Source organism: Candidatus Binatia bacterium, from assembly GCA_036382395.1.
Lineage (GTDB): Bacteria > Desulfobacterota > Binatia > HRBIN30 > HRBIN30 > JAGDMS01.
Map to the genome: position 1 here is coordinate 1 of DASVHW010000268.1, position 8861 is coordinate 8861.

Below are 8861 nucleotides of genomic sequence, written 5' to 3' on the forward strand. Positions count from 1 at the left end.
GGCGGCACCAAGAAGTCGCTCAACTAGTGTGGTGCGTCAGACAGATCGGACCTTATCTCAAAGGCACCCGGCAGGTGAAACTGCGGCTACAAAGAGCGCAAATCCCATCTGCGTGGGCTCGGAGAGTCGGCGCAGGCCGACCCTTCGACAAGCTCAGGACATGCTTCGTGCCTCTCGTTGCCGCGAATTCATTCGCCGAGTTCAGTCCTGAGTCCTGGGTCCTGAGTGCTGAGTCCGGATTCCCCGATCCGCGCTTACGCTCCATCCCGCGCTGTGGTAATGCCCGCGGACGTGGCTGTCTGTGAGCTGTGCGGGCTGGCGCGCACGACCAACTGGTATGCGGAATTCACCGAGCCGTTCCGCTTTGTGATCATCGATTGCGATTCGTGCGACGTCCCCATGGTCGTACTCGGGGCGCACCGTGCCGCACCGCTGCCGGAAGAACGCACCGTCATGCAGGAGGCGCTGGCGCGGATCGCCGACTCGAAGTACCCGCACGGCTGGTATTATGACGATCACATGCGCCAGATCCCTGAGCACTACCACCTGCATGCGCGGCCGTACCCAAGTTGGTGGCCGAAGGCCTGGAGTTCGGGTGGCGGGGACCCGGGATCGGCTTAGCTTCAATGCCAGTCAGTTCGTCTTTAGCAATTCCACGACGCGCTCCGGGGGCCGCCCGACGACGGCGCGGTTCCCGCGCACGACAATCGGGCGCTCAATGAGAATGGGGTGCGTGGCCATGGCGTCCAGGAGTTGCTCCTCCGAACTGTTCGCGCTCAAGCCGGCTTGCTTGAATTCCGCCTCGTTCCTGCGAATCCACTCCGCCGGGGAGCACCCCAGCTGGCGCCGCAGCGTCGCCAACTCCGCGCGTGTGGGTGGATCCTTGAGATACTCGACGACGCGCAGCGGAACTTCGTGCGCCTGCAAGATCGCCAGTGCGGCGCGGCTCTTGGAGCAACGGGGGTTGTGATAGATCGTCAGTCTCTCCATACCGCCAGAGGGTAGCCGCCTGGCGCGACGCCGTCTAGCACCGCGACCCGTTCAGGTACTCGAGTAGCATATCGGCGGTAGCCGCCGCGCCGTTGGTGTCGACCGACGGCTGCCGCCGCGGCTGCGCCAAGATCGATTCCAGCGCCGGCAGACGGTCGGCCGGTCGAGCCTGGCGGTGCGCGGCACCAGCGGCACGTCACGGAAGCGCGGCGCAGCTTACCGGTACGTCCCACTCCGCAGCAACGATTTCACCTCATCGTGGGTACCCAGGAACGAGACATACAGCTCGCCGGGACGGTCTTGGAAGATCAACCGTAGCGCCAGACTGCCGCGACACTCGAAGAGCTTCCCGCCGAGCTTGCGGATGCCGAGTCCGCTGCGCAGGTGCGGCTGTCCAAACTGCGCCATCAGCTCGCACAAGGCGAGGAGGCACTCGACCCGCTCGTCCTTCGACAGCCCCCGCAATCGCCTCAGCACCGCCGGGTCGATTGACAGGAACTTAGGCAAGCATCTTCCTCAGCTCTTCCGCCGTGACCGTGACGAGCTTCCGCGACCGCGCCAGCCTGCGATAGCGCGCGTCCGTCGCCTGGTCGAGCGCCAGCGCTTGCTCGGGCGTGACCCCGTACTCCCGCTGCGCATAATCTGTCGATTCCACCTCGACCTTGCGAAGGGCGATGATGTCGGCACCCGCAATGATGCCGACGTCCTGCCCTCTGGCCGCGGCAGTCAGCCACCGGCCGAGATTCTTTTTCGCCTCCGTGATCGTTAGAGTCTTCATATGGTCTTTATATAGTCCCTAAAGACTCGTCGCAACCGGCGCCCACGGTTCACCCGAGACACTCCAGCACCGCCGCGCACAGCAGCGGGAACATGATCTCGTGATGCCCGGTGAGCCGGTATCCGTGCCCGTTACCGGCGGTCGGGCGCTGGACGATGTTGACCCCGGGGCGATAGTGGCGGATGAAGTCCATGTCGATGGTCACCAGCCGGTCGACCCGCTTGCCGACATTCCGCGCCAGGTTGAGCGCCTTGACGAAGACTTCCGGAATGATGACGGCGGAACCGAGATTGATGAAGACCCCGCCGCGCAGTCCTGCAACCACCGCGGCCAGGCGGCGAAAATCGCGTAAGCTCGCCGCGCCGATGGCGGCGCCGTCGGCGCTCGGATGCATGTGGATGATGTCGGTGCCGATGGCGACGTGCACCGTGACCGGAATGCCGAGGCGCGCACCCGCCGCCAGGATGCTGAGGCGCGTGTTGGCGAAGCCGGCCTTCAACAGCTGCCTCCCGACGGCTTCGCCGAGACCCTGATCCGCTGCGGCGCCCGCGATCGTGCCGTTGAGAAAGCGTCCGGTTTCTTCCGCCATCCCGAACTGGCCGTCGGCCAGGTTGGCCGCCACGTCTTCCGAGGTCTCGCCGGCGTACGCCAGCTCGAAGTCATGAATGATCGCCGCGCCGTTCATGGCGATGGCCGACAGAATGCCGCGTTCCATGAGATCGATGATCAGCGGGCTCAATCCCACCTTGATGGGGTGGGCCCCCATCCCGAGGACAATGCGTTTGCCGGAGCGGTGGCGCGTCGCAATGGCCTCGGCGGCCGCGCGGAAGTCGCGCGCCGCAAGAATGTCGGGCAGGCCGCGCAGAAACCCGGCCAGCGGCATGCCCTTGCGGGGAGGCGTAGCGATCAGTTGCTTCGCCACCTTGCTCCGCCGCGTACGCAACGGGTACGTCCGCACGCGCGAAAGATCGAGCGGTGTCACCGGTACGGGACGCGCGCGTTTCATCAACCCTTCTCCGCCTACCGCTTTCGCGACCCGCCGCCGAAGAGCCGCACATCGACTTGTTCACAGATGACGTGGCCGACGAGGATGTGGGTTTCTTGAATACGGGCGGTATCGGTGGTGCCCCCCGCCCGCAAGACCAGGTCCGCCACGCCGGCCAACTTCCCGCCGCTCCCGCCCGTCAAGGCAACCGTGCGTAGGCCGATGCGGCGGCAGGCGGTAACGGCACGCAGGACATTGACGGCATTGCCGCTGGTGGAGATGGCGATGGCAACGTCGCCGCGTCGCCCGAGGGCTCGCACCTGTTTGGCAAAGACCTCGGCGTAGCCGTAGTCGTTGGCGATGCTGGTCAGCGCCGAGCTGTCCGTGGTCAAAGCAATCGCCGGCAGCGGCGGGCGTTCGATCTTGAAGCGGTTCACGAACTCAGCGGCGATATGCTGCGCATCCGCAGCGCTGCCCCCGTTGCCGAAGAGCAACAGCTTGCTTCCGGCCTGCAAAGCCGCCGCGATGGTCTCGACCACCTGCACCAGCGTATCGAGGTTCTCCCGCAGGAACTGGCGCTTCACCGCGATGCTGGCGGCAAACGAGCGATGGATTTCCCGGCGCACGGGTCGCACCTTACACCATTCCACGCACGGCTTGCCAATGGAGGCGCACGCGTTTACAAGCGCTATCACGCCAGCAGAGGAGAACGATGGAGCCCGCAGGTAACCGATCCTCCATTCCGGATTCCCGGTTCGCCGCCCTCCATGTGTTTGTCTGTTGCCTGCTCCTGTGGCCCCTTCCCGCCCTTGCGGTCTGGGGCGCGCACGGCATGGTGGCCGCGGACCACCGCCTGGCGTCGCAGGCCGGCGTCGAGATCCTGCAAGGCGGAGGCAACGCCGTCGACGCGGCGGTCGCCACCGCCTTTGCCGTGGGCGTCGTCAACCCGGCATCCTCCGGCATCGGGGGCGGCGGCTTCATGCTCATCTTCCTGGCGCGGTCTGGAGGCGCGGTGGCGCTGGACTACCGCGAGACCGCGCCGGCCGCCGCAGCGCAAGACATGTTCGTTCGCGACGGTCAGGTGGTGCCCGAACTCAGTCGTCACGGCGGTCTGGCCGTGGCCGTGCCGGGTGAAGTCGCCGGCCTGGCGGCGGCGCTGCGCCGCTACGGGACGCTGCCGCTCGCGACGGTGATGCAGCCCGCTATTCGCTATGCCGGCGACGGTTTCGTGATCGAAAAGCATCTCGCCGACGAGATCGCCGACACCAGTACGGCGCTGCTCGCCAATCCCGTGTTGGCGCGGAACTTCCTGCACGCCGATGGCTCGCCGCTACGTGCCGGTGAAGCAGTGCGCCAGCCGGAGCTGGCCGATACCCTGCGACGCATTGCAGCCGAAGGTCCTCGAGCCTTCTATCGCGGTACCATCGCCGAACACATGGCGCAGAGTGTGCAAACCGCGGGTGGCGTGTTGTCGGAACGCGACCTGCGCGAGTATCAACCAAAGTGGCGGCGCCCGCTGCGAGGGCGACACGCCGGCAACACGTTGATCACCATGCCGCCGCCCAGTTCCGGTGGCGGCGTGCTGCTCGAAATCCTCGGCATCATCGGCCATGACGATCTTGCCGCGCTCGGGCACAACTCTCCTACGTATCTGCACTTGCTGGCCGAGGCGATGCGGCATGGCTTTGCCGACCGCGCCCGCTTTTACGGCGACCCCGACTTCGTTCAGGTACCCCTGGCCGAACTGCTGGCGCCGGCGAACACCTCCGCTTTGCGCGCCCGTATCAGCGCCGTCACCACCCTCGAGCGGACCGCCTACGGTAGTACGATTGCAGCCAGCGGGACAGCAGGTGCCGATCACGGCACGGCGCACCTGTCAGTCATGGACGCCGACGGCAACGCCGTGGCCTGCACCACGACCATCAACACCGCCTTCGGCTCGATGGTAGTGGCCGGAGACACCGGCATCATCCTGAACAACGAAATGGACGATTTCTCCGCCCAGCCGGGCGTGGCAAACGTCTATGGCTTGATCGGCACCGAGGCCAACGCCATCGCACCGCGTAAGCGTCCGCTGAGCAGCATGACCCCGACCATCGTCACCCGTCACGGCCGGCCCATCCTGGCCCTCGGAGGCTCGGGTGGCCCGCTGATCATCAGCGCTGCGACCGAGGTGCTGCTGAACATCCTCGACTTCAACATGGACGCCGCGACCGCGGTCGCGGCGCCGCGTATTCACGACCAGTGGACCCCAGCCGTGCTCGCGGTGGAACCGGGTATCCCGGAGCTCACGCGTTTGGCACTTGCGCGTTACCGTAGCCTCGTGAAAGAGATGAGTGCGATGGGTGCTGTACAGGTCGTCCGGAGAACCGCCGGCGTATTCGAAGGCGCGTCAGACCCGCGCAAGGGCGGGGAGGCGGTGGGTTGGTAGGCATGGCCGCAAGCAACGGCACACAGTCACCGCAGCGGTGGTGGTCCTCCGCCTGGTTCAAGATCGGCCTGAGCCTGCTGCTGCTCGGCATTCTGCTGCGGAACACGGACGTGTCCGCATTGATCAGGGCCGTCGCCAAGGCGCGACCGGGCTGGGTGATCGCCGCTCTGATTATGTATGTCGCCAGCATGGTCGTCAGTTGTCTGCGCTGGGCCATGCTGGCACGGGCACTCGGGTTCAACGAACCGTTCGGGCACTTCTTCGGGTCCTACTTCACCGGCATGTATATGAATCTCTTCGCCCCGAGCACCGTGGCGGGCGATATCGGGCGGGCTCTATACCTGGCTGGCGGGCAGCGGCGCAAGGCGTTGGCCTTCACCACCGTGATCGCCGACCGCGGCTTGGGGTTCATCGTGCTCAGTTGGATCGGCGCTCTCGCCATCTTTACGCAGCCTGGGTACCGCCTTCCGGCTGCGCTCTACTATGGCGCCTGGATCATTCCGCCGGCAACGCTGTTCGGCTGGCTGTTCGGACCGCCGCTCGTCGTGCGGGTATTCCCGCCGGGCAACCCCTGGCGGGAGCTGGTCGAGCACGATCTGGCGCCGTACTGGAGTGACTTCCGTCTGCTGACCCGGACCAGCCTGGTGGCTGTCGTCTTTCACTGCATGCAGATCGGCTCGCAGGTCTTGTTGGCGTGGGCGCTGGGCATTGATGCGCCGGCCTCGTTCTTTTTCATTTTCGTCCCCGTGGTCAACATTCTCAGCATGGCACCGGTGAGCTTCAGTGGCATTGGGATCCGTGAATGGGGTTATCGGCTTTTCCTCGGCAAGATCGGCGTCGCACACCACACCGGCGTGGCCTTGGGGCTGCTGTCCAGTACCTTGGTGCTCATCGCCGGGCTCACCGGGGGGTTGGTCTTTCTCTTGTGGAAAGCGGAAGCGCCGGCACCGTTAGCTGACGCTCCCATCCCGACACCCGCCGAGCGCGTTGAGGTAGCGGCGCGCTCCGAGTCGGCCTAGCAGTCTGTCGGACTTGGCAGCCCGGAGCGACCCATCGGGGAGCGGTCCGCCGAACCTACGCTGGGGCGCAGCCCCCTAGGCGATTGCCCCGACCTGCAACTAACGATACTCTACACTCCTCAATGAAATTGCTGGTCGCGGAAACCGCAGGCTTCTGCTGGGGTGTGCGCCGCGCCTTGGATCAGGCGGTGGACCTCACCAAAAAGACGGACGGGCCGGTCTATACCTACGGGCCGCTGATCCACAACTCCCAGGTACTCGAGGAGTTGAAGGCGCAAGACATCCACGCGGTCGAAGGACTCGATCAGGTTGCCGGAGGCACCATCCTCGTGCGCGCACACGGGGTCCGTCCCGAGGTCATCGAGGAGCTGCACGCACGCAGCGAGAACGTTTTCGACGCCACCTGTCCGCTGGTGCGCCGGGTGCAGAAGGCGCTCTCGGCCTACGTCGAGAAGGGGTACGACACCGTCATCGTCGGCGATGACGACCACGCCGAGGTCATCGGCCTGCGCGGCTACACCAAAGACCGCTGCTACGTCGTCGCGGACGAAACCGAGGTGGACCGGCTGCCGTCGTTCGACCGCGTCTGTGTCGTGGCGCAAACGACACAGGACGATCGGACCTTCGACCGGGTGGTCGACCGCATTCGGGAGAAGGCCGGCGAAGTGCGGGCCATCAACACCATCTGCGAGCCGACGCGCGACCATCAGACCGAGACCATCGATCTGGCGCGGCGGGCCGATCTCATGGTGGTGGTCGGCGGCCGTCACAGCGCCAACACCGTCAGGCTGGTGAAGCTGGCGCGCGACGAAGGGGCGCGGGTGTTGCACGTCGAGACCGATGCGGAGATCGAGCCGGAGCAGTTCAGCGGCTGCGAGACCGTGGCCGTTACCGCGGGGGCTTCAACCCCGGAATGGATGATCAACCGTGTGGTGACCAAGATCCGCTCGTACAGCCCCGAAGCCCGCAGTGCCTGGCGCACCTGGCTGAGCAACGCCGCCAGCTTGATCGTGGCGAGCAATGGCTATGTCGCCGCCGGTGCCGCGGCGTTGACCCTGGCGTGCGTCAAGCTCATCGACCCGTACGCCACGGCGCCGCAGGGGTTGCCGCTGATTGCGGTAGCGGCGTTCTTCGTGCACGCCATGCACGCCGTCAACCGCTACATGGGCCGGTCGCCGTACTCGGGTTGGGGCACATTTTCACCGCGCGGCTACCAGCGCTTTCAGACCGCGATGATGTTTCTCGGCATTGGCGCGCTAGCCATCACCTTGGCACTTTCCGCCTGGGTGGGCCCCCTGCCCTTCATTGTGGTCCTGATCTCCGGCGCCTTGGGTCTTCTGTACACCGTGAAGATCATCCCGCTGCGGTGGGCGCGGCACATGTGGGGCGTGCGCCGCATCAAGGATCTGCCGGCATCGCGTGACTTCTCCGTCGCGCTGGGCTGGACGTTGGTAACAGCCGTGTTACCCGTGCTGGTGTTGAATGCCACGGCACTGCGCGGCGTGATGGTGAGCCTGTTCGCCTTTGTGTTGGTCTTCGTACGCTCCGCGCTCTTGGGCGTGCGTGACGTGCAAGGCGACAAGATCATGGGCATGGAAACGATTTTCAAGGTGGCAGGCAAGCGCCGCACCAAGGAAGTCATGGCGGTGCTGACGGGGTCCTTGACCCTGTTGCTCGGCGCCATGGCCTCTCTATCGGGAACCAGCTCCTTGGCGCTCTTCCTGTTGCCGGTAGTGTTGTACGTCTGCCTGGTTTGCTGGCTGTATGAGCGCCGCCTACTCCCGAAAGGTCCCGAAGGAGAATTGGTTGTCGACAGCCAGTTCATCCTCGCCGGCCTCATGACCCTCCTCTGGCGCGCGCTGCTGATCTAAGACCCCTGACTCCTGTCTCCCAACTCCTGACTCTGGTACCCTTCCCCCATGCCTGCGAAGGACCAGTCGCCACGAACGCGTGACATCGCCGTCAACCGGCGCGCCCGGCACGAGTTTCACATCGAGGAAACGTTCGAGGCGGGGCTAGTGCTCACCGGCAGTGAAGTGAAATCGTTACGGGCCGGCAAGGCACAGCTCAAAGACAGCTACGGCCGCATCGACAGGGGGGAAGTGTGGCTCTTCAACGCCCACATCAGCCCGTACGACGCGGCAGCGCAGTTCGGGCACGAGCCCACACGCTCGCGCAAGCTGCTGCTGCATCGGCGTCAAATCGAGCACCTCATCGGCAAGGTGAAAGAGCGGGGCCTGACGCTCATCCCCTTACGGCTGTACTTCAAGGATGGCCGCGCCAAGGTAGAGCTGGGATTGGCGCGCGGCAAGAAGCTGTACGACAAGCGGGCGGCAACGAAAGAGCGTGAAGTCAAACGCGAAATGGATAGAGCGATGAAGGGGTGAAGCGTGAATCGCACCCGTGAGTCGTATCTCGTTCTCTGATCCTGCGCGATTCGGGCGTGCCGGAGGGCATCCTTCGCCATCGGAAGCTCGTCGTCGCGGGGCGGAGACGAGCGAAAGATGGGGCGGGGGGAATTGAACTATCGCCGCAAGGTATTGATTATAGGACTGTTGAGCTGACTCGATTTTCTATGTTGCCCCCAATGTTGCCCCCACGGCCTGCGTGCCAAAGCCTCGAAGCACCTTGGCGTGCGGATGCTTACTGCGCTCCCTG

General features: G+C 65.1%; 10 protein-coding genes. 5 read left to right on the forward strand and 5 right to left on the reverse strand.

The window, feature by feature from the left end:
* The first annotated feature begins 279 nt into the window (after positions 1-279).
* Positions 280-621 (forward strand): hypothetical protein, encoded by a 342-nt coding sequence (locus VF515_12485; GenBank protein HEX7408452.1) that lies wholly within the window; start codon positions 280-282, stop codon positions 619-621.
* Between the two features lie 12 nt (positions 622-633).
* On the opposite strand, the gene arsC is transcribed toward VF515_12485, so the two are convergent.
* From arsC to VF515_12510, 5 genes are all read right to left on the reverse strand, one after another.
* Positions 634-990 carry an arsenate reductase (glutaredoxin) gene (gene arsC / locus VF515_12490; protein ID HEX7408453.1) on the reverse strand — a complete coding sequence of 119 codons (357 nt, stop codon included), beginning with the start codon at positions 988-990 and terminating at the stop codon, positions 634-636.
* A gap of 216 nt (positions 991-1206) precedes the next feature.
* Positions 1207-1497 carry a hypothetical protein gene (locus VF515_12495; GenBank protein HEX7408454.1) on the reverse strand — a complete coding sequence of 97 codons (291 nt, stop codon included), beginning with the start codon at positions 1495-1497 and terminating at the stop codon, positions 1207-1209.
* Entirely contained in the window at positions 1490-1768 is a 279-nt protein-coding gene (locus tag VF515_12500; GenBank protein HEX7408455.1) for a hypothetical protein, read from the reverse strand. The genes VF515_12495 and VF515_12500 overlap by 8 nt, the downstream gene beginning before the upstream one ends.
* A gap of 49 nt (positions 1769-1817) precedes the next feature.
* Positions 1818-2774, reverse strand: a complete 957-nt coding sequence (locus VF515_12505) for a hypothetical protein (protein ID HEX7408456.1) — start codon at positions 2772-2774, stop codon at positions 1818-1820.
* Positions 2775-2788: 14 nt separating this feature from the next.
* Positions 2789-3379 (reverse strand): D-sedoheptulose 7-phosphate isomerase, encoded by a 591-nt coding sequence (locus tag VF515_12510; protein HEX7408457.1) that lies wholly within the window; start codon positions 3377-3379, stop codon positions 2789-2791.
* A gap of 86 nt (positions 3380-3465) precedes the next feature.
* Here VF515_12510 and ggt point away from each other — a divergent pair, with 86 nt between their 5' ends.
* The 4 genes from ggt (at position 3466) to smpB (ending at position 8590) form a co-directional block, all read left to right on the forward strand.
* The gene (gene ggt / locus VF515_12515) at positions 3466-5184 is read left to right on the forward strand and encodes a gamma-glutamyltransferase (GenBank protein ID HEX7408458.1); all 1719 of its coding nucleotides are present in this window, start codon (positions 3466-3468) and stop codon (positions 5182-5184) included.
* A 2-nt stretch (positions 5185-5186) separates the two neighbouring features.
* Positions 5187-6203, forward strand: a complete 1017-nt coding sequence (locus VF515_12520) for a lysylphosphatidylglycerol synthase transmembrane domain-containing protein (GenBank protein HEX7408459.1) — start codon at positions 5187-5189, stop codon at positions 6201-6203.
* Positions 6204-6325: 122 nt separating this feature from the next.
* Positions 6326-8074: a 4-hydroxy-3-methylbut-2-enyl diphosphate reductase gene (gene ispH, locus VF515_12525; GenBank protein ID HEX7408460.1), complete on the forward strand. Its 1749-nt coding sequence runs from the start codon at positions 6326-6328 to the stop codon at positions 8072-8074.
* Positions 8075-8122: 48 nt separating this feature from the next.
* Positions 8123-8590 carry an SsrA-binding protein SmpB gene (gene smpB, locus VF515_12530; protein HEX7408461.1) on the forward strand — a complete coding sequence of 156 codons (468 nt, stop codon included), beginning with the start codon at positions 8123-8125 and terminating at the stop codon, positions 8588-8590.
* Positions 8591-8861 lie beyond the last annotated feature (271 nt).